General features: G+C 58.2%; 24 protein-coding genes. 7 read left to right on the top strand and 17 right to left on the bottom strand.

What is annotated here, in order from left to right; translation table 11 throughout:
- Positions 1–9 precede the first annotated feature (9 nt).
- Positions 10–957, bottom strand: coding sequence for a LysR substrate-binding domain-containing protein (locus ARC85_RS02195; protein WP_286714221.1), 948 nt, complete (start codon positions 955–957; stop codon positions 10–12).
- Positions 958–1,200: 243 nt separating this feature from the next.
- On the opposite strand from ARC85_RS02195, the gene ARC85_RS02190 reads away from it, so the two are divergent.
- On the top strand, positions 1,201–2,172 hold the full coding sequence (locus ARC85_RS02190) for a DMT family transporter (protein WP_286714220.1): 972 nt from the start codon (positions 1,201–1,203) through the stop codon (positions 2,170–2,172).
- Here ARC85_RS02190 and ARC85_RS02185 read toward each other — a convergent pair.
- The 7 genes from ARC85_RS02185 to ARC85_RS02155 all read right to left on the bottom strand — a co-directional run bounded on the left by ARC85_RS02185 (position 2,097) and on the right by ARC85_RS02155 (position 10,175).
- The gene (locus tag ARC85_RS02185) at positions 2,097–2,672 is read right to left on the bottom strand and encodes a gamma-glutamylcyclotransferase (RefSeq protein ID WP_286714219.1); all 576 of its coding nucleotides are present in this window, start codon (positions 2,670–2,672) and stop codon (positions 2,097–2,099) included. The genes ARC85_RS02190 and ARC85_RS02185 overlap by 76 nt on opposite strands.
- A 35-nt stretch (positions 2,673–2,707) precedes the next feature.
- Complete coding sequence (locus ARC85_RS02180; RefSeq protein ID WP_022991362.1) at positions 2,708–3,340, bottom strand: MarC family protein; 633 nt, start codon at positions 3,338–3,340, stop codon at positions 2,708–2,710.
- Positions 3,341–3,425: 85 nt separating this feature from the next.
- On the bottom strand, positions 3,426–4,424 hold the full coding sequence (gene rluF, locus ARC85_RS02175) for a 23S rRNA pseudouridine(2604) synthase RluF (protein ID WP_286714218.1): 999 nt from the start codon (positions 4,422–4,424) through the stop codon (positions 3,426–3,428).
- Between the two features lie 95 nt (positions 4,425–4,519).
- On the bottom strand, positions 4,520–5,662 hold the full coding sequence (locus ARC85_RS02170) for a sterol desaturase family protein (RefSeq protein WP_226596164.1): 1,143 nt from the start codon (positions 5,660–5,662) through the stop codon (positions 4,520–4,522).
- Positions 5,663–5,777: 115 nt separating this feature from the next.
- Entirely contained in the window at positions 5,778–6,389 is a 612-nt protein-coding gene (locus ARC85_RS02165; protein WP_199451923.1) for a DUF2931 family protein, read from the bottom strand.
- Positions 6,386–8,413, bottom strand: a complete 2,028-nt coding sequence (locus ARC85_RS02160) for a phospholipase effector Tle1 domain-containing protein (protein WP_286714217.1) — start codon at positions 8,411–8,413, stop codon at positions 6,386–6,388. Before ARC85_RS02160 ends, ARC85_RS02165 begins: the two co-directional genes overlap by 4 nt.
- Before the next feature lie 178 nt (positions 8,414–8,591).
- On the bottom strand, positions 8,592–10,175 hold the full coding sequence (locus ARC85_RS02155) for a flavin-containing monooxygenase (RefSeq protein ID WP_286714216.1): 1,584 nt from the start codon (positions 10,173–10,175) through the stop codon (positions 8,592–8,594).
- 169 nt (positions 10,176–10,344) lie between these two features.
- Here ARC85_RS02155 and ARC85_RS02150 point away from each other — a divergent pair, with 169 nt between their 5' ends.
- On the top strand, positions 10,345–10,983 hold the full coding sequence (locus tag ARC85_RS02150) for a TetR family transcriptional regulator (protein ID WP_113879338.1): 639 nt from the start codon (positions 10,345–10,347) through the stop codon (positions 10,981–10,983).
- Positions 10,984–11,007: 24 nt separating this feature from the next.
- Here ARC85_RS02150 and bamE read toward each other — a convergent pair whose 3' ends face one another.
- Together bamE and ARC85_RS02140 are read right to left on the bottom strand one after the other, a co-directional pair.
- The gene (bamE, locus tag ARC85_RS02145) at positions 11,008–11,319 is read right to left on the bottom strand and encodes an outer membrane protein assembly factor BamE domain-containing protein (RefSeq protein WP_041655220.1); all 312 of its coding nucleotides are present in this window, start codon (positions 11,317–11,319) and stop codon (positions 11,008–11,010) included.
- Positions 11,320–11,469: 150 nt separating this feature from the next.
- The gene (locus ARC85_RS02140; RefSeq protein ID WP_286714215.1) at positions 11,470–12,582 is read right to left on the bottom strand and encodes an NADH:flavin oxidoreductase; all 1,113 of its coding nucleotides are present in this window, start codon (positions 12,580–12,582) and stop codon (positions 11,470–11,472) included.
- An 89-nt stretch (positions 12,583–12,671) separates the two neighbouring features.
- Here ARC85_RS02140 and ARC85_RS02135 point away from each other — a divergent pair, with 89 nt between their 5' ends.
- Together ARC85_RS02135 and ARC85_RS02130 are read left to right on the top strand one after the other, a co-directional pair.
- On the top strand, positions 12,672–13,142 hold the full coding sequence (locus ARC85_RS02135; protein WP_286714214.1) for a winged helix-turn-helix transcriptional regulator: 471 nt from the start codon (positions 12,672–12,674) through the stop codon (positions 13,140–13,142).
- A gap of 157 nt (positions 13,143–13,299) precedes the next feature.
- A complete protein-coding gene (locus tag ARC85_RS02130; protein WP_023008734.1) occupies positions 13,300–13,959 on the top strand; it encodes an OmpW/AlkL family protein in 660 nt (219 codons plus the stop codon).
- A 101-nt stretch (positions 13,960–14,060) separates the two neighbouring features.
- Here ARC85_RS02130 and ARC85_RS02125 read toward each other — a convergent pair whose 3' ends face one another.
- Positions 14,061–15,392 carry a DEAD/DEAH box helicase gene (locus ARC85_RS02125; RefSeq protein ID WP_153739657.1) on the bottom strand — a complete coding sequence of 444 codons (1,332 nt, stop codon included), beginning with the start codon at positions 15,390–15,392 and terminating at the stop codon, positions 14,061–14,063.
- Positions 15,393–15,738: 346 nt separating this feature from the next.
- On the opposite strand from ARC85_RS02125, the gene ARC85_RS02120 reads away from it, so the two are divergent.
- Positions 15,739–16,578: a TlpA disulfide reductase family protein gene (locus ARC85_RS02120; RefSeq protein ID WP_153739658.1), complete on the top strand. Its 840-nt coding sequence runs from the start codon at positions 15,739–15,741 to the stop codon at positions 16,576–16,578.
- Here ARC85_RS02120 and ARC85_RS02115 read toward each other — a convergent pair.
- Both ARC85_RS02115 and ARC85_RS02110 read right to left on the bottom strand, forming a co-directional pair.
- Positions 16,553–17,857, bottom strand: coding sequence for a hypothetical protein (locus ARC85_RS02115; protein ID WP_286714213.1), 1,305 nt, complete (start codon positions 17,855–17,857; stop codon positions 16,553–16,555). The two genes, ARC85_RS02120 and ARC85_RS02115, sit on opposite strands and share 26 nt — an antisense overlap.
- Positions 17,858–17,951: 94 nt before the next feature.
- Positions 17,952–18,320, bottom strand: a complete 369-nt coding sequence (locus ARC85_RS02110; RefSeq protein WP_199451928.1) for a MerR family transcriptional regulator — start codon at positions 18,318–18,320, stop codon at positions 17,952–17,954.
- Positions 18,321–18,399: 79 nt separating this feature from the next.
- Here ARC85_RS02110 and ARC85_RS02105 point away from each other — a divergent pair, with 79 nt between their 5' ends.
- On the top strand, positions 18,400–19,470 hold the full coding sequence (locus tag ARC85_RS02105) for an SDR family oxidoreductase (RefSeq protein ID WP_286714212.1): 1,071 nt from the start codon (positions 18,400–18,402) through the stop codon (positions 19,468–19,470).
- Between the two features lies 1 nt (position 19,471).
- On the opposite strand, the gene ARC85_RS02100 is transcribed toward ARC85_RS02105, so the two are convergent.
- The 3 genes from ARC85_RS02100 to ARC85_RS02090 form a co-directional block, all read right to left on the bottom strand.
- Entirely contained in the window at positions 19,472–20,998 is a 1,527-nt protein-coding gene (locus ARC85_RS02100; protein ID WP_199451930.1) for a flavin-containing monooxygenase, read from the bottom strand.
- A 116-nt stretch (positions 20,999–21,114) separates the two neighbouring features.
- On the bottom strand, positions 21,115–21,405 hold the full coding sequence (locus ARC85_RS02095) for an encapsulin-associated ferritin-like protein (RefSeq protein WP_011787234.1): 291 nt from the start codon (positions 21,403–21,405) through the stop codon (positions 21,115–21,117).
- Between the two features lie 78 nt (positions 21,406–21,483).
- Positions 21,484–22,056: a YgjV family protein gene (locus ARC85_RS02090; protein WP_113879346.1), complete on the bottom strand. Its 573-nt coding sequence runs from the start codon at positions 22,054–22,056 to the stop codon at positions 21,484–21,486.
- A 114-nt stretch (positions 22,057–22,170) separates the two neighbouring features.
- Here ARC85_RS02090 and ARC85_RS02085 point away from each other — a divergent pair, with 114 nt between their 5' ends.
- Positions 22,171–23,202, top strand: a complete 1,032-nt coding sequence (locus ARC85_RS02085; protein ID WP_023008741.1) for a histone deacetylase family protein — start codon at positions 22,171–22,173, stop codon at positions 23,200–23,202.
- Between the two features lie 40 nt (positions 23,203–23,242).
- Here ARC85_RS02085 and ARC85_RS02080 read toward each other — a convergent pair whose 3' ends face one another.
- Entirely contained in the window at positions 23,243–24,409 is a 1,167-nt protein-coding gene (locus ARC85_RS02080; protein WP_199451931.1) for an ABC transporter substrate-binding protein, read from the bottom strand.
- Between the last annotated feature and the right edge of the window lie 75 nt (positions 24,410–24,484).

The following is a 24,484-nucleotide window of genomic DNA, read 5'->3' as shown; positions in this document are numbered from 1 at the left end:
GAGGGGCGGTCACTCGCCCCTCAAGCCACCCCGAATTGCCTCATCCACCAACCACCGGCGCAACGTCTGAATCCCGCGCTCCCGCCGCCGGCTGGTTTTCCAGGCAAAGTAGAACTTGTCGCCGGTTACCACCGAATGCGTAGGCAACCGCACAAAATCTTCAGAATCCTTCCGCGTACTCAACATGTAGTCATTGGTCAGAGCAATCCCCTGATGAAACCGCGCCGCCTCCAGCGACAACAGCATATGGCTGGAATGCAGCAGCCGACTGGACGCAGGCAGCCTCAAACCGGCCTCCTGATACCAGGCCTCCCAGTCACCGCCCTGCCTGTCATAAATACTGTGAGTCGACAGCAACGGAAACCGGGCCATCTCTGCCGGCGATACCGGCGGCTCATCCCGCCGCTCGGGCTCCGCATCCCGCCCCAACTCCCGCCGTATACGCTGCCAATAATCCTGACTGCATACCGGAAACAACCGCTCCTCATACAGCAGATCGTAACTGTAGGCCCGTGAATCCCGGTGAATCGTAATAAAACAATCCGCCACCCGGTCCGACAACACCGGATTCTCGCTGCTCATCTCCAGAGCCAGATCAATCTGCGGATGCAAACGCCGAAAATCCGGCAAGCGCGGTGCCAGCCAGCGCACCGCAAACGAACTGAACACCGACAACCGCAACTGCGACTCCTCATGCCCCAGGAGTTGCTCACTGGCCCGTTCGATCTGGACCAGCGCAGAACCAATGGCATCGAAATACTGCCGCCCCTCATCGGTCAACGTCACCCGACGACCGGAGCGCCAGAACAACCGCTCGCCCAGATAGGTTTCCAACTGTTTGATCTGGTGACTGACTGCGCTCTGGGTGATGGCCAGTTCTTCCGAGGCCGCTGAAAAACTATTCAGCCGGGCGGCAGCTTCAAATACTGGGAGAGCTTTCAGGGGTGGGAGTCTCATCGTTGCTTGTTATCTAATTTTCTAATGGATGGGTAATATTCATCATTTTATCGGATATTAGCATCACATTAGACTCACCGCAGAGTCTCGGGGATCAGGTCGGGTAGCCCCTCCGAAAATGTTCGGAGCCATGGATGGCGGAGACAAGCTTACACGGACGTACTCGCAGCGGTTTTCGGAGGGGCTACCCGACCTGATCCTTCCGCCAAACCATCAAGGCCAGGATTTAAAGGAGAGCACAAAGTGTCAGGCAAAACCGTCAACAGCGCCATTCTGCTGCTGGTCATCGGCAACGCCATGGCCATACTCTCAGACGTCTTCATCAAGCTCCTGGACCCCGGCGCCCCCGTCTTCCAGTTCGCCTTCCTGCGCTGCGTCCTCACCCTGGTTTTCCTGCTCCCGCTCGCCCGCAAACTCGACCGCAGCAACCTCCTCGGCGGCCTGAAAATCCACGCCATCCGCGCCCACATCCATCTGGTCGGTATCGTCTGCATGGTGGTGGCACTGACCAACCTGCCACTGGCCACCGCCAACGCCCTGTTCTACGCCGCGCCCATCCTGGTGATGGTACTGTCCGCCGTATTCTTCAGAGAAAAACTGACTCCGCTCAGTGTGACTGCTGTGTTCAGCGGCTTTGCCGGCATCATCGTCATCCTGCGACCGGTGGACTTCAACTGGGCCGTCATCGCCGCCCTCGGCTCTGCCTTCGCCCTGGCCATCAACGCCGTCATGGTGCGCCAGTTGCCCAAGGAACAAACCACCGTCCACAAACTGTTTCTGAACTACCTGCTGATCGTCCCGGCGGCCGCCGCCCTGGCACTCTGGGAAGGCGCGGCCTGGAACCCGCAAATCCTGATCAGCGCCGCCGGTTCCGCCCTGTTCATCCTGGGCTACAACATCACCGTGTTGCTGGCCTACCGGCAGGTAGATGCCAACCAGGTCACCAGCGCCGAATACACCGGGCTGATCTGGGCGGTCGCCATTGGCTGGATCTGGTTTGGTGAGGTACCTGACCTGTGGTTCCTGGCGGGCAGCCTGATGATCGTCGTGCCGCTGGTACTGATTGGCCTGCGGCACCGGAAGCGGTCACCCGCCCGGGGATTCAACCCGGCGGAGCGGGAGACCGCCGGGGAGACAAATCAACGGGGTAGCCGTTCTTCCGCCCGAAGACAGGCCTCGATGGCAAAGGTGTGTGAACAATCATCACCCAGCTGACGCAGCGAATCCGCCAGCCTGAGCAAATACTCCGAATTGGGGCCGCTAGGCCCCGTGGCGAGGGCAATCTGCCGCGCAATATCTGCTTCCGGTGCCTCGCCCAGAAAGGCCTCATTGTCTTCCGTAGCGATGTACACCAGCCCTTCTGCATAACTGCCATCGTCAAAGGTCATGGTGGTACTGAAGCGCAGATAGCCGTTCTTTTCCCGCACATCCAGATACTCGAAGACGTTGGGTGACACCCGATAGGCTACGCCCTTGCATACGGCATCGGGCTGCTCAATCAGCGTGACCACCCGCCCGGGCGCTTCGGGGGTGCCACGGTGATCATGAGAACCCTGCCAGAACCGACGAGCCCAACCGCGAATGGCTGCCGGGCGCTGCTCCAGGAACGGGAAATCCACTTTGTAGATCAGCGAGCCATAGCCGAAGAGCCAGATGGCCTCGATGCCATCAAAATTGAACCGGCTGCGATTATGCTCAATGGTGTTCGCGGGCATGACTCATCCCATCCAGAAATAACGACCGGATTGTCTCAGGCGCCCGAGGTACTGGCAATGAAGCCGGCAATACCGGTCAGCACGATTTCTGCCGCCATCGCGGAAAGAATCAGGCCACTGATCTTCGACATAATGTTCAGGCCGGTCTTGCCCAACGCTTTCTCCAGATAACCGGACAAGCGCAGCAATCCCGCCAGAATCAGCAAACCCGACACCAGGCCCAGCAGACCACCGGCCACTTCCGGCACCGCTTTAAGCTCGGCGCCGTAAACCATGATGGCACCAATGGTCGCCGGGCCAATCATGACAGGAATCGCCAGGGGCACCACCGCGATGTCATCCCGATCCTCTTCGGGCAGCCCGGTGGCGTGGTTACGAGTGCCACTGTTCACCAGACTGATGGCGGTGAGGAACAGCAGACTACCGGCACCGATGCGGAAGGAGTTCAGGGTGATGCCAATGGCGTTGAACAACAGCGGGCCGGCGAAGAACAGGATCACACCCAGAATAAAGGCCGAGACACAGGCCCGACGAATGATGGAGGTTTTCTCCGCCATCGAGAGCCCCCGGGTGAGGGCCAGGAACATGGTGACCACGAAAAATGGCGCCAGCAGGAACAGGAATCGGATGGTGCTGCTGAGATAGGTAGAGAAAAACGTTTCAAACATTCGGGCAAATCCGGCACAGGGTTAAAGCCGGTAAGCATAGCGTCCGAAAGGCTTTTTTGCCGTAAGGAAGAGAACCTATGGGTACTCAACGTTTCTTGATGGACGGCTTGCGGGGCTTGCCCGGTTTCGATGGCTTACCCTTGGACCCCGGACCACGGCCACCCGGCTTTGGGCCGCCACCGGGTTTACCAGAGGGCCGTTTACCGGGCCCGGAACCGGGGCCTTTTCGCCCTTTACCAGCCGGTGACTTCCCGCCAGCTTTTGCACCACCCCGCGCCGGTTTGCCTCCGGGCCCCGGGCGAGCGCCCCTCGCACCCGCAGGCTTCTTCCGGGGTTTACTGCCAGCAGGCTCCGCCGCCTCAGACGAGGAATCCCGGATGGCATCGAACAGTACCGCCAGTTCCTTCTCGGTCAGATCCCGCCAGGCGCCCACGGGCAATCCCTGCAGACTGACATTCATGATGCGCACCCGCTCCAGCCTGGTCACCTCGTAGCCAAAGTACTCCGCCATACGGCGAATCTGGCGATTCAGACCCTGAACCAGGGTAATGCGGAACACAAACCGGGACACCTTTTCGACCTTGCAGCGCTTGGTCATGGTACCCAGAATCGGCACACCGTTGCTCATTCCCTCTACGAATTCCCGGGTGACCGGCTTGTCGACCGTGACCAGGTATTCCTTCTCGTGATTATTGCCGGCGCGCAGGATCTTGTTCACCAGATCGCCATTGCTGGTCAGGAAAATCAGCCCCTGGGAATCCTTGTCGAGCCGGCCAATGGGAAAAATCCGTTCACTGTGGCCGACAAAACGCTGGATGTTGTCTTTCTCCGCTCTGTCCGTGGTGCTGACAATACCCACCGGTTTATTCAGAGCAATGAACACCAGATCTTCTTCGTCTCTCGGCTCCACCACCTGGCCATTGACCTTCACCACATCTCCGGGCAACACCTGATCGCCCACCTGGGCCCGGCGACCGTTGATGTGCACGTTGCCCTGCTCGATGAACCGGTCGGCATCCCGACGGGAGCACATACCGCTCTCGCTGATGTATTTGTTCAGTCGGGTTGAGGTTCGGTTGGCCATGACATCCTGCCGGTTTCAGATGATGGGTGAATGCGTGCCGGGCAGCACGCAACCCGCGCATCATCCCATTGCATCACCGTGACGGCAACTGCCGGTCACCGCCTGCGGAACGGGTAGAACAGCTGCCCCAGATAGGAACCCGGCAGTTTCTGGGTTGTGCCATACTCCGCTGGCCAGTGCGCTTTCGGGAAATGATAGGTGCCGAACAGTCGGTCAAAGAGCACCGTGTGTGCTGAATAATTGGTATCGATGGCCGGCTTCTCTGAGCTGTGGTGCCAGTGGTGGAACTGCGGCGTTACCAACAGGTACTTGAGCGGCCCCCAGGGCACATTGAGATTGCTGTGAATGATGATGGCCTGCAACGCGGCAAACGTGACGTAGAGATCCAGCGCTTCCTTGCTGGCTCCGAGCAGATACAACGCCAGCATGACCAACCCCCGCTCAATAAAAATCTGAACCACATGCGCGCGGGAGCCCGCCAGCCAGTCCATGGTTTCCACCGAATGGTGGACGGCATGGAACAGCCACAGCCGCCGGACTTCATGGAATACCCGATGCTCCCAATACAGCACGAAGTCGGCCACCAGAATCAGCAGAACCACCTGCAGCCATAGCGGCGTGCTCTGGATAGCCGCCTGAAGACTGTCGCTGGCCACCCATTCAAAGCGCGTTACCAGGAAGTTGCCAAAAAGCAGAACCGCCGAGATCAGCAGGTGATTGAGGCAGAAGTAAAAGAAATCCAGCCCCCACTGATCCCGCAAGATGACCTGCTCCCGATACTTCGGAAAGAGCTTCTCCAGGCTGGTAAAGACAATGGTGGAACCCAGAAAGGCCAGAATCAGCCAGTCCACGCCAAGAGACAGAGGTTTCGGCTCCACCGGCCCGACCGGCACGTTGTAGCCACCCAGGGCAAACGCGATCAGCGTCATGGCAATACCTGCAGCGCCAAGCCGTTTGCGCCGATCAAGAATGAAGGTGGTAATGCCGAAAAACAGGGAGAACCACATACCGTACTTCAGGACATCCTGAAGCGCCTCGGCATCATACGCGGCACGAAGATCAGTGGTGGTCAGATAGGAAGGGAACAGGTAGGCGAGCACCGCCGCCAGGCTCAAGCCACCGAGAAATATCGAAAAATACCCGGGGATTCGTCCGTTCCGAAAGCGAAGTTCTTTGTCCGGGCGGGGCACTACCACCCGCTCGCGGTACTGGTAATCGGTATCCTGTTCCGTATTCATGCGTTCCCTGCTGAAATTTCAGGCTTAGCAACAAGCGCTGAATAACCAAGAGCGCCAGTTCATGATCCGTGTTCCAGTGGATCGGGGTGCTTATGGTATTTCAGGAACGCGAAAACTACCAACCACTCGTTGGGATTCCGTGTTGATCCAGGAAATCCCCATGTTGTTCCAGATACTCTTCGGTGTTTACACGGTAGATGTCGGGGTCCCGATCCAACTCGTTCGCCTGGAATCGGGCGAGCTCTACTTCATTGCCGATCTGGTTCATCATCCAAACCACCACTTCACCGCCGGGAGCGAGGCCAAACACAATGAAATTTCTTGGCTTCATTACGCCACCGTGCAGCTCGGTTTGTAATAGTGCAGGCTCTCGCATTCTGTCCTGCCAGGCTCGGGGAACCTTAATGATTCGCTGATAGAACTTTTGCTCTGCAAATGAAAACCATTGGATGGCTACATAATCAGGAAACAGATCCATTCGACCGGCTATTCCGGCTGGGCCGGACGGTCCTTTCCAGCAGCAGCTCATTGAGCCAGCTGGATGATACCAACTACGTTCACCTGATCGCTCGAACTGGAGATGCTCAACCCAGACATCGTAGTGTTTCGGTGTGGCGAGTGAGAAATACCAGGAGATGTCGTTCTCCGCGATTGGCTTATTACTGCATCCGGCTACGGAATAAATAGCCAATATAAATAGAAGTTTAAGAAAGTTGTTCCGGCTCATGCTTTTCCGATTCCCTGTTGGTAATGGACCGTTCTCTTTCTCGTTGGGGTTGGTCGCAATGGATGCCCCCAAGGCTGGAAAGGAAACTCCATCGAAACCTCCTGTTCACCAAGCATAAACCTGATAGGGTTATAGTGGCTTGAGCAGTGGGTATAGCGCTGCTTTAGCAGCATTCGTTGTTTTGGGACCAGTTGGGGAGCGTCTACTCCGTTCACTATCTGCGATTTGAGGCTATCACAGATAGCTGCAAGCTCTTCCGGATAGCTCCAAGAATCCTCATCCGGGATCGCATCAAATAGTAGTCCGGCTTCCTTGGCCATTTCATACATCAAGTTCAAACAAAGATTGGAGTATTCACCACTGACTCTTCTCCTCATCTTCAAAGCAAGATCAACCCGGCCATCGGGCGCTGGGTGCTCACTGCGTTTCTGTGTAATTTCGAGGGTGGGTGCGGTGCCATCACGCATTGGCAGGCTGTAATCCCCAATCCAGCCCTCGGACTGGATCTCGACCATGAGAGCCTCAAGGTTATCCCATTTCATGGTTTGCTCTGGTCGTTGAGTGTCGGAGCCTCTGATCTCCATAACGGGTGCAAGAAGCAACTCCTCATCCTGAAGCGAATGGTACCCTCCCCCCACATCAGAATGAGCGCCCGGCAAGCTTATCTCACGAAAGTTTTCGGGTAGTCGGCCATCAGAATCTCCAACGCTATTTAGGGCAAAATTAGCTCTTATTTCATCGCGCGCGACAAAGTGAACTACCTTCCCAATCTTGGACGAATCCAGCTTGAGTTCAACAGGATCGTTTTCTCCGTCTGAAGCGGAGAAATCTCCGGCTCTGAGATTCACAATTCCGGCAACGGTATCAAATAGTCCTAGAAAGCGAACCTCAACCTGCTCAGGCCAGCCGATCCCTTGTTTAGAGAGTGCCCTACCAAATTTTCCCGCACGACCTCGAAGAATCGAATTTGCCGCATGACGAGCCGCCGCCGCACCTCTGCTGAAGCCAAAGAGATCAATAGAGAGCTTGGTCACGGGTCGACCACGCAGTCGAAGATTCGCAATCGCTGCTGTGGAGTCGAATAGACGATTAACCTGTGAAACTACACCCGTTTTACCCAACCCTGTTGCCGAATCGAGCGTGGAGTCTTCACCCCCATTTTCAGTACCCACTCCATGGCTATACGTCTTCATCATCAGGCTTGTCATTTCGCCATCTTGTGTCTCGCCCTCCCTGTACAGATCAAACAACTTAACCACATTGGTCGGCGCATTGGCGTAGCTGTCACCTAATTCCAAAGCAAGCCGATCAGCGCACGCTTTGGCCGCCTCTGGATCCGTTTGTTCGAGAACTTCGCATTCTCTTACCTGCTCCCGAAAGAGTTCGATATTATCGATATTGTTCAATGTCCCATCGGTGAACAGCCCCATTACGAGGTGCACTCCTCGTTCCGGAAACGTGGAATTATGCTGCTCTCTCATTGGCAGAGGCGCAATGTTGGCGGAGCCCCCTATCGGAAGAGATAAGCGATGTTCATCCTGACGAGGTTGGTCTCCGCCAACGGATTCTGCGAACTGGTTCCACTGTTCAATCTCATTAAGACTGGATGCCCCGGTGGCAGACATTTTCTGAAGTGTCTGCGGCGTAATCCGGCGTCGATTCATTTCAGCGACGAGTTCCTCTAATCCAGGAATTCCCCGGCCAAAGGTCCCGGCACAGTTCCAGAGGCCCGATTCCTCCGCCTCGCTACCTGGCCTCCAGGCGACTAATGGAGCCGAAACCGACCCACTTTCGATGTCGGAATAGACAAGGCATAACTCACCGGCCTCAATCTTCGAGACCAGTTCCTGATAATGGATATCAGATCGGCTATGCGTAAAAGGGGGGGAATAATGAAAAAAGAGGGATGCTGGAATAGGGGTTCCCCTGCGGAACAACTCCCGGATTTTTTCTGCGGCAAAGAATGGACTCTCCAACCGCAACAGATCCTGCGGTTGGAGATCATAGTGATACTTAAGAAACATGACCTTCCTTGTCCTGGACAATAGCGGTAGCGCTATCTGATAAAAAGTGAGCGCAATCCCTGGCTCACGACGCCGTATAAAACTAAGTCATTGGATTTCGTTGAACAAGGTATTCTGTCTCAATTCAACTTCATAGCGACCGAAGCTTCCTGACTCGGGCGCCCGATTATCTCTCGTTTTAACTCGCCAACGCCGGCTCCGCACCCTGCTCCATCACCTCCGCTGATTCACACACATACTGCTCGGCATCAAACCGTCGGGTCTGCTTCCGGAACTGCCAGGTGAAGCCCGGCCACAAGGTGGTGTTCTTGCCGTTCTCGTTCACATACCAGCTCTTGCAACCGGTCTGCCACACGGAGTCGCCCAGTTTGGCGTGTATAGAGGCGTTGTACTGGCTGTAGGCATCCTCTTTCACTTCCACGCTCTTCCAGCCTCTGTGGTCCATCTTCTTGATGGCGTCCAGCACGTACTGCACCTGGGACTCGATCATGTACACCATGGAGCTGTGGCCCAGCCCGGTGTTGGGACCCATCAGCATGAAGAAGTTTGGAAAGCCGGCCACGGTGGTGCCTTTGTAGGCTTCCGCACCCTCGCGCCAGGCGTCGAGCAGATCCTGGCCACCACGGCCGAAGATCATGCCCCGGGGGATGGGTTCCTGGGCCTTGAAGCCGGTGCCATAGACAATGCAATCCACCGGGCGCTCGGTGCCATTGTTGTCGATGATGGTGTTACCTTTCACTTCGCGAACGCCGTCTGTCAGTACGTCCACGTGTTCCTGGTCCAGGGCCGGGTAGTAGTTGTTGGAGATCAACACCCGCTTGCAGCCGAAGTGGAAATCCGGCGTCACTTTCTTGCGCAGTTCCTTGTCCTTGATCTGGTTGCGGATGTGTCGACGGGCCTGCAACTCACCGACTTTCAGAATGCGCGGGTTACCCACGAAGCCAAGCACCCGGGCTTCCAGCATCCAGTAAATGCTCTGGCGGAACGCATTCAGGGTTTGCGGGAACCGGCGGAACATGGCCCGCTCCAGTGGCCGGATTTCCCGGTCAGGCTTGGGCATGATCCAGGGCGGCGTACGCTGGTAAAGGTCCAGATGGGCGGCGTCTTTGGCAATTTCCGGCACGAACTGGATGGCCGAGGCACCGGTGCCGATAACCGCCACCCGCTTGCCACGAAAATCGTAGTCATGGTCCCAGTTCTGGGAATGGAAACTGGCCCCTGTGAACGTGTCTATGCCCTTGATCTCCGGATACGCGGGGGTGCTCAGGCCGCCCATGCCGGACACCAGAATCCCACTTCGCAGCTTGCGGATTGGCGGCAGGGCCTTGTCGCTGCGATCCAGTTCATCCCCGGGCTTCAAACCTTTCTTTTCCATGTAGTCCCAGAGTTTTGCACTGTTGCAGGTTTCCACAACCCAGCCCGAGGTGGCCTCATCCCAACGGGCACCCGCCACGTGGGTATTGAAACGAATGTGATCCATCAGGCCGTATTTCTCGGCGCAATGCCGCAGGTACGCCTGAATCTCCGGCTGGGGAGCAAACATGCGGGTCCAGTTCGGATTCTGCTCAAAAGAGAAGGAATACAGCGCAGATTGAACATCGCAGGCGCAGCCCGGGTAGTGGTTGTCGTGCCAGGTGCCGCCGACGTTGTCGCTCTGCTCCAGAATCACGAAGTCGTCAAAGCCGGCCTCTTTCAACTTGATGGCCATGCCCAGGCCGGAAAATCCGGTGCCGATAATGGCGATCTTGGCGGTTTGTTTCATTGCTGCACTCCTGTGTGGCCTGAAGGGCCTTGCCTGTTGTTGTCGGTGTGGTCATCATGACCAGTAGACACATGTATACCGGTCAAAGTAGACACCTGTATACCCGCGCACACAGGAATGGCCCTGAGTGACAGGTTGTTGGCCCAATGCCCAAAGGAAACACGACTCGATGCAACGACTTGCCGGCGGAAAACTGAAACTGGTTCAGGCCGCACTGAGGCTGATTACCCAAAGCCGCAGCCTGACCTCACTGGGCCTGCGGGAACTGGCCCGGGAGGCGGGGTTAAACCCGAACACCTTTTACCGGCACTTCCGCAATCTGGACGAATTCGGTTTGCAAGTGCTGGGGTATATCGCCGAGGACATGAAAGCCGGCGTGCGGCAGTTGCGGCAGATGGCGGATTCCTCGGAACAGGCCTCCCACGACACCGTCACCTTTGTGTACCACTACTTTCTGGCCAACCCCGCGGCAACCACGGTGGCTGTCAGGGAACTGCACGGCCCGTCGCCCGTATTACGCCGGGCTCTCGAAGCACAGCTGGACGCCAGCGCCCGGGAAATGGCCGAGGATATTCTGGAACGCGGGCTGGTGCCCGGTGTCGATGAGGTGGTGGTACAGGAGATTTCCAACATGACCATCCGCTACATCCTGTTCCGGGCCATGGACTATATCGAGAAGCCCGAGCAGCGGGAGCGGATTCAGGTGGAAACGGAGCGGTTCATCAACCGGCAGTTCCGGGGGGCATTAATTGAGGAACTGGATTCCGGGCAGATTCTGGCGCTGAAACAGGCGCCGGCCGCTGACTGAGGTCAGGCCGGCGCCCGGGAGCTTTTATTCGGTAGTGTTGTATACGTAAGAGGATACCGTGCCGTCGTTATTGAAACGGACCACCAGATCCGTGGTTTCGTCGTCACCAAAGGCGGACCAGCGATACTTGCCGTAAGTCCAGGTGCGCTTGCCGTCTTCAATACCGGTGCGCCAGGGCTCACCGAACATCTCCTGTATCTCGGCGCGGGTCGTCTCACCGATCGTTATCTGGTCGACATTATGAGTCGCAAAATCCCGGCCAACGCTGGCGCAACCCACCAGGGTGACCAATACCGCAGCCAGCCCAGCCAGTTTAAGATGACGCATCAAAGCCATATCCAACTCCTTGTCTGGTGAATAGCAACAATCTGCCTACAGCATAGCGTTTCTGGCGATTGCTGCGATTACGAACCGGACAGATTTAAGACACAAAAAAGCCGCGGGCCCGAGGGCGCGCGGCAGGCACGATCGAAGGGGTAGGTTCGATCAGTAGAGTTTGGCCAGAGACTTCCTGGCGAAGGCTTCCACTTCGTTCAGGCGGCCTTCTTTCACTTTCACCAGCCATTCAGGGTCCTGAAGCAGGGCGCGGCCAACGGCGATCAGTTCGAATTCATGGTTGGTCATGCGCTCAACCAGCTCATCGATGCCAGACTGCTCCACCGACTCTTTCTTGCTGGCGAAGGTACCGCTGATGAAGTCTTCGGTCAGGCCCACACTGCCAACCGACATGGTCGGTTTGCCGGTGATCTTCTGGGTCCAGCCGGCCAGGTTCAGATTGGAACCTTCGAACTCCGGTTCCCAGAAGCGGCGGGTGGAAGCGTGGAAGATGTCGACACCGGCATCCACCAGAGGCTTCAGGAAGCGCTCCAGTTCTTCGGGGCTGTTCACCAGTTTCGCTTCGTAGTCCTGCTGCTTCCACTGAGAGAAGCGCAGCATGATCGGGTAATCCGGGCCCACGCGGTGGCGCACTTCCTCGACGATTTCCACCACAAAGCGCAGGCGGTTTTCCAGGCTGCCGCCGTACTCATCGTCGCGCTGGTTGGTGCCTTCCCACAGGAATTGATCCAGCAGATAGCCGTGGGCGCCGTGGATTTCCACACCGTCGAAGCCCAGAGCCTTGGCGTCCTGGGCGGCATCACCGAAGGCCTTGATCACGTCCTGAATGTCTTCTCTGGTCATGGCCTTGCCGTTGGGCTTGCCAGGCGCAAACAGGCCTGAAGGGCTGTAACCGGGAACAGAGGGATCCGGCTCGATACCTTCCTTGCGTACCGCGCCCACGTGCCACAGTTGCGGGAAAATGGCGCCGCCGGCTTCGTGCACGGCATCCACCACTTTCTTCCAGCCCGCCAGGGCTTCGTCGCCATAGAAGGCCGGTACGTTCGGGTAACCGTTGGCAGCAGCATGATTCACGACAGTGCCTTCGGTAATGATCAGGCCAACACCTGCCTCGGCGCGGCGGCGATAGTAGTCCACCACATCCTGACCGGGTACACCCTTAGGCGAGAAATTGCGGGTCATCGGCGCCATGGCTACGCGGTTGCGCAGCTTGAGGTTATGAAGTTCAAACGGCTCGAACAAAGGACCAAGATTCATACTCATGTGATGTGCAACCTCATCAATTTGGTTTCGTAAAGCAACCCTATTAAATCCGGTTTCAAAATGCAACCCTATTCGGTACACTCCCCTACATGGCCAGAAAACGTTTTGATGACTCCAACTGCTCCGTCGCCCGCGCCCTGAATGAAGTGGGGGACTGGTGGTCGCTGCTGATTGTGCTGCACGCTATGTACGGCACCCGCCGGTTTGTGGATTTTCAGCAGCAACTGGGGATTGCCAAGAACATTCTGTGTGACCGCCTGGCCAAGCTCGTGGACAACGAAGTCTTGCGCAAAGTAGATGTGGGTGAGCACGGCTCACGCTTTGAGTACCGGCTCACTGAGAAAGGCCGCGACCTGTTCCCGGTGGTGGTGGCTCTGCGCCAGTGGGGCGACAAGTGGAACCCGGCGCCAGACGGTCAGCCTCTGGATCTTCGGGACCGCGATAGCGGCCAGCCAATACAGCCAGTCACCGTGCAGAATACCCAGGGTCAGCCCCTGTCCATTCGGGACGTATTTGTGCCCAGCGATGAAGACAAGCCCCTCGACGAAGCCCAGGGCTGACCATCCGCAATAGCCGCATTCCCACCTTTTCTTGAGTTGAATCAAGACTTATTGGCCAGTCGCGCTGCCTTCCGCCATTTCTTGCGCTAAATCAAGATTGCCTGTCCGGATGTCATTAAATTGAAGCCATCGATCTTTCATGGATAAGGAGATGGCTATGTCTCGTGGTTTTAAACTCAGTGTTCTGGCTGCGGCCGTAATGGCAGTGGCTCCTGCAGCTCAGGCTTTTGAAGCGGGTGATTTTGTTGTACGCGCGGGTGCTGTGCATGTCGCGCCGGATGATTCTAGTGATGTTATTACCGTAGGCTCTGTTGCTGCTCTCGGTGACGACGCCCGTGTTGCAGTAGATTCCAACACACAGTTGGGTATTCGTGGCACCTACATGTTTACCAGCAATATCGGCTTGGGTGTGCTTGCGGCAACGCCGTTCAAGCACAACATCAGTGGCGCTGGCGATATTGCAGCTCTTGGTAAGATCGCTGAGACAAAACACCTACCACCGACCATAACTTTGCAATACTACCCGATGGCGAGCTCTTCTGCGGTCCAGCCTTACGTAGGCGTTGGTGTTAACTACACCACTTTCTTTGAAGAGAAAACCTCTGGCGCGCTGGAAGGTCTTGATATTGAGCTGGACGACAGCATCGGTGTTGCTGCAGAGATTGGTGTTGACTATATGCTAAGTGAACAGTTTGGTCTGAACGCCGCGATTTGGTGGGCAGATATCGACACTGAAGCTGAAGTTGAAGGTTTGGACAAATTCGACGTAGAAATCGACCCCATGGTCTACATGGTAGGTTTCACCTACAAGTTCTGATCCGCACTCCCGGTAGCTCCCACGGTCTGTCGGCTACCGGATGGTGCGTTCTCCTGCGCGGGGCTTCGGCCCCGCCTTTTTTATGTCAGGAGAAACGGTTTTCAGGCGCTCTGGCGTTGAGCCGGGCGACCACTTCTACCCTGCCCCTGGCCTCGGCCCTGTCCTTCGCCCTGACCACCACGGCCACGACCGCCGCTACGACCAGCCGGCTTCGGGCCAAAGTTCTTACCATTGCCACCCTGAGGGCGACGATTCCGCGCCTTGCTCGGGTCTGCTTTGGCCTTGGGCTTCAGCGGCAGGTTGTTTTTCGGCTCGAAGCCTTCCACTTCCTTGCGCGGAAGCTGCTTCTTGATCAGCTTCTCGATACCCGCCAGCAGCTTGCCTTCGTCGGCACTGACCAGTGACAGGGCATGGCCACTTTCACCGGCACGACCGGTACGGCCAATACGGTGCACGTAATCTTCCGGCACGTTCGGCAGTTCAAAGTTCACCACTTGCGGCAGCTGTTTGATATCCAGGCCACGGGCAGCAATGTCGGTGGCGACCAGTACGCGCACTTCACCGGCTTTGAAATCCGCCAGGGCACGGGTACGGGCACCCTGGGACTTATTGCCGTGAATGGCGGCAGCCGTGATACCGTCTTTCTCCAGCTTCTGGGTCAGGCGGTTGGCGCCGTGCTTGGTACGGGTGAAAACCAGTACCTGATCCCAGTCGTTGTCACGCACCAGCTTGCTCAGCAAGGCTGTCTTCTGGCTCTGGTCAACCGGGTAGACGGACTGCTTCACTTTCTCGGCGGTGGTGTTACGGGCCGCCACTTCCACCTGCACCGGGTTATCCAGCAGGCCCTGGGCCAGGGTGCGGATTTCGTTGGAGAAGGTGGCGGAGAACAGCAGGTTCTGGCGCTTGGCCGGCAGCAACGCCAGGATCTTGCGAATGTCGCGGATAAAGCCCATGTCCAGCATGCGGTCGGCTTCGTCCAGCACCAGGATTTCCACTTCGTTGAAGCGCACCGCGTTCTGCTGGTACAGGTCCATCAAACGGCCCGGTGTGGCCACCAGTACGTCCAGGCCCTTGCGCAGCTTCATCATCTGCGGGTTGATCTTTACACCACCGAACACCACGGCGGCCTTGGTGGGTACGTATTTGCTGTAAAGGTTCACGCTGTCGTGTACCTGGGCGGCCAGCTCACGGGTGGGTGTGAGAATCAGGGCGCGGGGGCCTTTGCCAGTGCGGGGGTTTTCCGCCAGGCGCTGCAACAAAGGCAGGGTAAAACCGGCAGTTTTACCAGTGCCGGTCTGGGCCGCGGCCATTACGTCTTTGCCAGACAACACCGCAGGAATCGCCTGCTGCTGGATGGGAGACGGGGTTTCATAACCCTGATCGGCGGTGGCACGGACCAGCTGCTCGGACAAACCGAGAGAAGAAAAACTCATATACGATGTACTCTTGATTGATTCTGCCTCCACGAACACCGTCGTCGGCGAATGCGGGCAGATGCCATGAAAGTCATGGAATAAAAGACGACTACGGTCACGCGCCGGGTTCGGGGTGACGTCCTCTGACAGGTCGTATGAAATGGTTCGCAAGGCGGCCTTGAGCCGAAAACTGCGGAATCCCTAGAGGCAGGATGCAGGCACGGTAACAGAGCACCCGGCAAATAGCTATAGGTGGTTTTATTGGCCGGCCTTCATTTTCACGGTGGCAAATGGAACTCTGACAGGGCCCGCCGGTCATTAGCCGCCGTATGCCCCTAAAAACTCACTGATTTCCGGAGATTCCATGCTCAGCGTCGGCGTTGGCCCTCTCAGTCTGTCGATCGGACACCTGCTTCTGGTTCTGGCCTTCGTGGTTGCACTTATAGTTGGCGCACTGATCGGCCGGAAAGAGAAAACGCCGGTCGCTGGTACGCTGGCCGATATCTTCCTGGTGGCCATGGTCAGTGCCCGCATCGGCTTTGTGGTGCGCTACTTCAGCGAGTATCAGGGCAACTGGCTGGGCATGATCGACATCCGCGACGGCGGGTTCGACCTGGTGACCGGCCTGATTGCTACGTTGGCCTTCACCGGTTACCTGATGTGGAAACGGGCGGCCATACGCCGGGCGCTGGGCTCGGCGGTCGCTGCTGGCCTCATCATCTGGGGCGGTATGTCTGGCATTATTGCGCTGATCAACCAGCAAACTCAGGGATTGCCGGAAGTGGCCCTGACCGATCTGAACGAACGCCCGGTGGACCTGGCCAGCCTGGCCGGTGACAAGCCCACGGTGGTCAATCTCTGGGCCACCTGGTGCCCGCCGTGTATCCGCGAGATGCCGGTGCTGGAAGACGCCCAGCAACGCTACCCGAACGTGAACTTTGTATTCGCCAATCAGGGCGAACACCCGGAAACCATCCGCAAGTTCCTGATGGCACAGAACCTGAACCTGAGCCACGTACTGAGCGACCGCCAGAACCGGTTTGGCCGGGTAGTCGGCAGCCACGGCCTGCCCACCACCCTGTTCTACAACTCGCAGGGCCACCTGGTGGATACCCATATGGGCGAACTGTCCCGCGCCAGCCTGGCCCGAAGCCTCGAGCGCTTCGACCCAACTTACCTCAGGCCAGCCACAGGGTCAGACTGAAGCCCAGAAGACTGGCCGCGCACAGACCCGAAAGAGACAATGCCAGGCTCCAGCGGAAGGAGGCATCCCGGGGTCGGTATCCGGTCAGCCGTTCCATAATCAGGGCATTGGCGGCAAAGGGGGTCCCGAAGGCGGTAATACCCCAACCCGTTACCATGGCGATGGCCAGGCCGAGCTGAGCTGCGGTTGGCCACAACGAGCCCAGAATACCGCCGACCAGGGTGGCGATAATAATCGGGTTCATACCTGCCAGCCCGGCAGCAAAGAACACCCAGGGCACACCGGCTGCCAGTATGCCCCATAGCCACACCGGTAATTCCGGCTGACCGCTGATCTGGCCCAGTACCACACCACTGAGTACCGCCCCGATAAACGCCGAGCCACCAACAATAGCCAGTTCGTTGCTGACGTTGGCCATGCTGGTCATAGGTGGATTTTCCCGGTTCAGCCAGCCCAGAATCCTGTATAACAGCACCGCAGCCAGACAGCTCAGGGCCACCGCATGGGCATAACTCAACCCGAACCGGTGGCTAAGCCAGAGTACACCCACACAGATCGCCAGAATCAGTCCGCCAAACCGCAACCAATTACTCGCGCCAGCACGGTTAACGCTCCGCTCTGTGCTTTGCAACGGCTCCGGTTCTCGCCAGCGTAGCCCGGCCAGCACCATCAGCACAGAAAACGGTACCGCCAGTGACAGTAACGACAGCAGGCTCACCTGCGGCAGCAGGGTCAGAGTCAGCACCACAGAAATGGACAGGGGCGAAAACATGGGGGCGACGCCAAACCCTCGCAAAACAGCCCGGGTGGCATTGCGGGTAGACTCGGAATCGCCGTTGCGACGGATGCGCTCGCCCACCAGGCTGCCCACCACCGCCACCGAACCAAAGTTCAGGGGAACAGACACCAGCGAAGTGCCAAACGCGAGGCTGAGGTATCGGGCCAACGGCTCACCACCAAACAGACTGACGGAAATCTGTTGCAGGTCCTCCGTACGGGCCAACACATTCGACAGCAGCATCACCGCCAGCATCAGGCCGGCCAGCCGGGTCATGTTGCCGGAGGCGGTCTCAATCAGCTCCGGGTCATAGCCCAGGGCGAAAACGAACATGGCCAGGGCCACCACAAACACCACCCGGGGCACATTGCGCATGTCCTGCCAGCCCAGCAAGACGGTCGCACCCGCGGCGGCAGCACCCAGATAGGTCATACCCGGCAGGCTCGCCAGAATGGCAGAGAGTAAGGCAACGTAGGCTAACGCAGAGCGAAGTGGCAGCAAGACCGTTTCCCGGACAGATCAAAGGAACCCGAATAGACCACCTATGTTAAGGAAGCTACTTTTACCGCGCCATCAGCAATTATGAGGATGGCCATCAAACCAGCCCATGCTCCCTGGCACTGGCCTCCAGGCGGGCCTGCTCCTGTTTCAATAACGCGCTGACGGCCTTCAGTTCGCGAATCCGGGCATCCACCAGAGCCCTCTTGCGGGCCATCACCGCCGCACCCTGCAGGCAATCAATCCGGTCCGAGCGAACCGCATCCAGCAACTCACGGATTTCGTTCAGCGAAAAACCCAGGCTCTTGAGTTGCCGCACCATCGCCACACGCGCGACGGCCTGCTCCGGGTAGTCCCGATAGTTGTTTCCGCTGCGGCCCACCTCCCGGATCAGCCCCTGTTTTTCGTAGTAGCGCAGGGTATCCCGGGTCACCCCGGTGCGCCTTTCCAGTTCCGATATCCTCATGCCAAGCACCCTCCCTGTTGACCTTCGAGCATACTCCATACTTTAGGCTGCGTTCGACTCAATGAACAAGGAACGCACCATGACCATCCTGATCACCGGCGCCACCGGTTTTATTGGTAAATATCTTTGCCTCACCCTGTTGCAGCAGGGGCATGACGTGCAGGCACTGACCCGCTCCAAGTCCAGCCTGACACAGCTCACCGGCTTTCTCGAACAGCAGGGCGTCGCCATGGAGCGGTTTTCCGCCCTGGAAGGCGATCTGGAAAAGCCGGACCTGGGCCTGGTCACCTTACCGGACCGCATCGAATGCATCGTGCATCTGGCCGCCCGGTTCGCCTGGAACCTGTCCGAGCATGAGGCCCGTCACACCAACGTTACCGGCAGTCTTCGGGTGGCGGAACTGGCCCGCCACCTGGACTGCCGGCTGGTGTTTATCACAGGGTTCATGCTCGCCAACGAGGCACACCTGTCACGCCAGGGCATTCAATTGAGTCACCCGGAGCAGACCGACTGGAGCCAGGTGTACCGGCAAGCCGGTGGCTATGAGGCCAGCAAACTGGAATCCGCATTCCGCTTGCGGGAATTCGTGGCAAAGCACGGGCTGGATGCGGTCGAAGTACAGCCGGCGACGGTGGCGGGCCACCGTTCAACGGGGGACCTGGACCCGGCCCAACCGCTGTACAGCTTGCTCGACAACCTTTACCACGGGCGACTGGCCATGATTCCGGGGTCGCCAGAGCACTGGTTGCCATTGATTCCGGTGGATAGCCTGGCGCAACTAATTGCAGCGGCCTGCACGGCCAATCGGGTGCCCGATACGCTGTTGGCGCTGGACCAGAACACGCCCAACCTGGCGGGACTGTTACAGGCCGCTGCGCAACTCCTGGGCAAGCCTGGTCCCCGCAGGCATCTTCCTATCGGCGTGATGAAAGCTCTGCTGGCCATACCTGGCTTGCCCGGGCTGCTGAAGGTGGCCCCGGAGTCCCTGGCGTTTATTCAGACCTGCCGTTTCGACACATCCCGTACAGAGCAGTTTCTGGCGCAGCAGAACGTGCATTTACCGCCGTTCGCTCAGTACCTGGAGGCAAGCTGCCGACACTACTGCCAACGTCTCGGTGTCGGCGGAGGAGCGGTAACAATCGGGGCCTGACTCAGGCCCCGAACAGAGCCGAACGCAGCGGGCGAAGGAAACCGGATGAACGGCCTTCGCTCGCGCGACTGGGTTGGCCATCAAACTCAAGATAGCCGTCTTCGATGGGATCGAAGCGCAGGATCTTCACATCCTGCAGATAGTTCTGGGAGGCTTTCCACGGGCCGTGGGTGCCCTGACGCGGCAACCGGTCTTCTGCCCGCTTGATGTAACCCGCGTCGAGGGAACCGAGAATGGTATCGTCTCCTTTACTGTTCTCGGTATCTCGTGCCACGGCCACCTGATGGCCGTTACGATCCATGTGGTTGATCAGCCGGCACAGGTACTCACTGGCAATATCGGCTTTCAGGGTCCAGGAAATGTTGGTGTAGCCAAAGATCATGCCCGCGTTGGGTACGCCTTCCACCATCACATTCTTGTAGATCACCTTGTCCTTGAGCGCCACCTCCTGGCCATCCACCCGGGGCGTGATGCCGCCCAGCATCTGGATGTCCAGGCCGGTAGCCGGAATGATGATGTCGGCTTCCATCTCCTCACCGGACTTCAGGCGAATGCCGGTTTTGGTGAAGCGTTCGATATGATCGGTCTTGATGGAGGCGGTGCCGGCTTTAATGGCCTCAAACAGGTCGCCATCTTTCACTACACACAGACGCTGGTCCCAGGGGTTGTAGTCCGGGCTGAAGTGGCGCATGTCGGCCTTGCCCTTGAGTTGGCGCTTGATGATTCCCAGGAACAACCGGCGCATGGCCTTCGGGCTCTTGCGCGAGCGCTCATACAGCAAACGGGAGATGGAGATATTACGGGCACGGGTCAGCCGGTAGGCGGCCTTTTCCGGCAGGACTTTCTGCAAGGCCAGGGTGACTTTATCGGTAGATGGCAGCGGCATGAGATAAGTGGGCGAACGCTGCAACATGGTAACGTGTGCGGCCTTCTCCGCCATGGTGGGCACCAGAGTAATGGCCGTGGCACCGCTGCCGATCACCACCACCTTCTTGCCCGTGTAATACAGGTTTTCCGGCCAGTGCTGGGGCTGGACAATCTGCCCCTTGAAGTCGGCCTCGCCCGGAAAATCCGGTTTGTAGCCCTGATCATAATTGTAGTAGCCGGTACAGCCCACCAAAAAGCTGGCGGTGAAGGTTTCCCGATCACCGGTCTGCTCGTTCTCGGCCGTCAGGGTCCAGCATTTGTCGGCACTGGACCAGTCCGCAGTTTTCACGGCCACGCCATAACGAATGTGGCGCTCGACATCGTTCTCTTTCGCGGTTTCCGCCACGTAGTTCTTGATCGAAGCGCCGTCCGCCAGCACCTTGCCCCCGGTCCAGGGCCGGAAGTTATAACCAAAGGTGAACATATCGGAATCCGAGCGAATACCCGGGTAACGGAACAGGTCCCAGGTGCCGCCGAGGGACTGGCGGCGCTCCAGAATGGCGAAACGCTTGCCAGGGCATTCCCGTTTCAGGTGGCAGGCCATGCCGATGCCGGATACTCCGGCGCCAATGATCAATACATCATAATGCTGTTTAGCCATATCCTGCCCTCTCGGAATCCGATCCGTTTCTTGTAATCACGTGTAGAGAATCACGATAGCGCAGGCCGACAGCTCCGGGAATTGGCCAATCTGCGCTCAGGATATGGCTGTTTGAGTCAGTCGTGGTGACCGATTGGCCCCTCTTTGAACAGGAATTCCCGAAGGTACTTGTCCATGGTCGGATCCTTCCGCCGAATCCACTCAAGCACCATGGCCGCGTGTTCTTTCTCCTCGTCGCGATTATGTTCAAGAATCGCTTTGAGTTCCGGATCCTTGCAGGCATCCACCCGCTGGTTGTACCAGTCAACGGCTTCAAACTCTTCCATCAGCGAACTGACGGCCCGGTGCATATCACGGGTGTCGTCTGTCAGTTCACCCACCGGCTCATGATAACTGTCGTTTGCCATGCATCACTCCTGATTGGCGGTTACTAGGTGCCCGTTGGCACCCTTAGACCATAGCCAAAGCCAGCGACGACGACAAACTTACCCGCGCTCTTCTCCCGACCGTGGCGCCTGCAGATCAAGCCCGGGATATTGTTTCTGCAACCGGTACAGCCGGATGATGGTAATGATGTTGGTAACCAGCACCATGCCCTCAGCCAGAGTACCGCCGACGGATCCGATCACCAGGTTATTGAGCATCCAGGCCAGCGCCGCCAGCCCCAGAACAATACGAAGGGGAATACCCCGGAGCATGAACATGCCCACGGTGCCGAGAACGGCGGCGGTGAGGGGAAACACATCGGTAGCAGACGTCCAGGTTGCCCAGGCCACCAGCAGATTGACCACCAGCATGACCGCCATGATCAACCCGTTGCCCTGGTACCGGCGCGCCAGGGCGATGCGCAGGATCACCAGTACCGTCAGGGCCGCCGCCGTCCAGCTCTGAAAGAACGCGAACATCAGGGCGAAGGCCACATTGGCCGAAATCAGCAGTACCAGGAGGCGGTCGTCGTTCTTGTTGGCAAAACCGGCAATACAGAACCCCAGGGCCACCAACCCACACAGCTGCCCCAGCCCCTGGCTGAGCGTAAGCCCGGCAACCAGTTCTGTCATAGCGGTAATCCCCTCTCCCGATGCTGCACCCCAGCCTGCCACACTTACCGGGTTTGAGCCATGCACAAACCTGTGCCAGAGTGCTTCCACGTTGATATCAAGGACCCGCGCCCTATGAAAACCGTCTTCTCCCCGTTGCACAGCCGGCGCCATGTACGCACCGAACTGGATGGCGGCCTGCTGATCGAACCCCATGAAAAACCCTCAAGAGCCGAGACCATCCTGGCCAGGGTGAAAGACCAGGCCCTGGGCGAGATTCTGGAGCCGGAAGAATTCGGGCTGGCGCCGATCCAGCGCGTGCACACACCGGATTACGTGGCGTTTCTGGAGACCTGCTGGCAGGACTGGCTGGCTGCGGGCAAGCCCGGCGAAGCCATTCCCGCGGTGTGGGCAGGCCGGGGCATGCGCCACCGGATTCCCAAGGACATTGATGGCCGCCTGGGCTATTACAGCTTTGCCGCCGAAACCTCGATCTCGGAGGGCACCTGGGAAGCCGCCCGCGCTTCCGCCAACGTGGCCCTGACCGCCCAGAAACTGGTGGCCGATGGTGAGCGCGCTGCCTTTGCCCTGTGCCGACCACCCGGGCACCACGCCCACGCCGACCTGTTCGGCGGCTACTGCTTCTTCAACAACGCAGCTATCGTGGCGCAGGCGTTCCGGGACCAGGGCTACGGCAAGGTTGCTATCCTGGATGTGGATTTCCATCACGGCAATGGCACCCAGGCCATTTTCTATGACCGGGCCGATGTCCTCACTATCAGCCTGCACGGCGACCCGGATCTGGTGTTCCCGCACTTCCTAGGGTTTGAAGACGAGCTGGGGGAAGGCACCGGCGAAGGCTACAACCTGAACATCGTCTATCCGCCGGGAACGCCCTACAGCACCTGGAGCCAGGGCCTGGAAACCGCTTGCGAGCGCATTGAAGTGTTCAAGCCCGATGCCCTGGTGGTGGCGCTGGGCGTGGACACCTTCGAGCACGACCCCATCTCGTTCTTCAAGCTGGCCTCGGAAGACTACCTCAGCCTGGGGCAGCGCCTGGCGCAGCTGGGTTTGCCCACCGTGTTTACCATGGAAGGCGGCTACGATGTGGACGCCATTGGCGTAAATGCGGTCAATGTCATGCAGGGCTTTGAGGGAAAATCCTGAGTAATACTGGCGACCGGAGGGAGCCCCTTCCTCCGGCGCGCTATCTGCCACCCTGTTTCATCAACGCCGCCGAAAAGCCGTCCATTAATCGCTCGGCACTCACAGGCACCTCGCGGAGCTGCGAATTGAACACCCGACTGAAAGCCCGGAAATCGACAGCTTTCCAGTTTTCCGGCGCAAGCATGTGGGCGATGTCGTCCACGTTGTCGGCAGTCGCAGCCTTAAACTGGTAGTGCATCGAGGCCGATTGTCCGCTATCTGCAAAATCGTATCCCCGGTGATAGTCGTGCACCAGCAATAACGCCAGCCCTCCACCCATGAAATGCCGGCCAAGACTGACATACAGATCGCCCGCGCGAATCGCCGCAAGCGCTTCCGGCTCCCAGTCAATGCCACCCACTACCAAGTCATTGCCGGGACGTAAGCCCGCGCGCCTGGCAGCATCCATGGCGCCAAGCGCCATGCCGTCGCTGGCGCTCCAGATTGCAGCCGTATTCGGATACCGCCGCAACAGCACCGATGTTTTGTCTCTCGCCTCCAGCTCGCTCCAGTCGGCACGAACAGACTGCAACAGTTCCGAGCCTGCCCCATCCGTCGCCTCAAGCAGCCCGAGACTGCGATCACGAGCTGCAGAGGAATCCAGGGTGCCAGTCAGTGCAACAACAGGTACCGGCTCATCAGACCTGACCAGGTTGAGCACCCGTGCTCGCTGGTCGAGCATCCTGGCCAGTAGTTGACCACCGGAGACATTATCGACCCCCAGATGGCCAATCCAGTTCTCCATTTTTTCTCTGGGCGCAGAACCCACCTTCTCTCGCGCGGCCTCTGGCACCGCAGTGTTAAACGAGAACACCTTAACGCTTTGCCGGCGCGCATAATCCAGGATCTGCGCGGTTACCTGCTCCTTCCACATGATGATCAGGTAATCGGGTTTCTCCTCCCGACTGAGAACTTGCTGGACCAGCTTCAGATAACTGAGCCGATGCCGCCCCTCATCGAACAGGACGTCAAACTCAACCTCCAGGTCCGCAGCCACCTGCTCCATGAAACCTGCAACCATGTGCCAGAAACGGGATGTATCCGGTGACAGGAACACCACATTCGGGAGCGTGTCCGACGCACTCGGGTTTGGGAGCGTATCCGCATCCGCCACCCGACTAACGGTGCCCAGAAACAGGCTGATCATCAGTACAACACGTAAAACCATGCAGCTCCTTAGCCGTCGGCAAATCTTGCCGGTCAGTATAACGAACAATACGGTATCCGCATCGACCTCTCCCCA

The sequence above is a fragment of the Marinobacter sp. tcs-11 genome, assembly GCF_002049515.1.
GTDB lineage: Bacteria > Pseudomonadota > Gammaproteobacteria > Pseudomonadales > Oleiphilaceae > Marinobacter > Marinobacter nauticus.
The sequence above is the reverse complement of the archived record's forward strand: the minus strand, read 5'-3'. Positions and strand labels throughout refer to the sequence as shown.